Below are 348 nucleotides of genomic sequence, written 5' to 3'. Positions count from 1 at the left end.
GAAGCGTCGTGCTGATCGCGGCGTTGACTTTTCCGATCCCCGATTTCAGCAAGATAACTTCGACGCCTTCATAGCTGCCAGTCGTAAACTCACAGTGAGCGATCATCTCTTGTTTTGCGTCTTTCAGTTTGCTTCTTAAAATCGTAACTTCCTCTTCCATTGCTCCGATGACTGCCAGTTTCATTTATACACAATCCCTTCGATTTACCGTTTAATCGCCTCCATTATCCAGACAAAGTCATTTTGCTGCGTAAACCGCGCGGCAAATCCCTCTTCTGAAAAGATGTTTTTCATTGTCCCAAGTGTCGGATAATGTTCCGTCTTTAAATCGTCCGCTAATTGATGATA

Annotated in this window: 1 protein-coding gene and 1 pseudogene; both read right to left on the bottom strand. The window is 44.3% G+C overall.

From position 1 onward, the window contains the following. Positions 1–184, bottom strand: a 184-nt coding sequence (mtnN, locus tag SB660_RS19375) for a 5'-methylthioadenosine/S-adenosylhomocysteine nucleosidase (RefSeq protein ID WP_410583861.1), incomplete at its 3' end; no start/stop codon positions are given. 20 nt (positions 185–204) lie between these two features. After that, positions 205–348, bottom strand: a pseudogene (locus SB660_RS19370) (SAM-dependent methyltransferase); the annotation flags it as partial.

Origin of the sequence: Bacillus sp. SIMBA_005 (assembly GCF_046535585.1) — a bacterium.
In the GTDB taxonomy this organism is placed as follows: Bacteria; Bacillota; Bacilli; order Bacillales; family Bacillaceae; genus Bacillus; species Bacillus pumilus.
The sequence above is the reverse complement of the archived record's forward strand: the minus strand, read 5'-3'. Positions and strand labels throughout refer to the sequence as shown.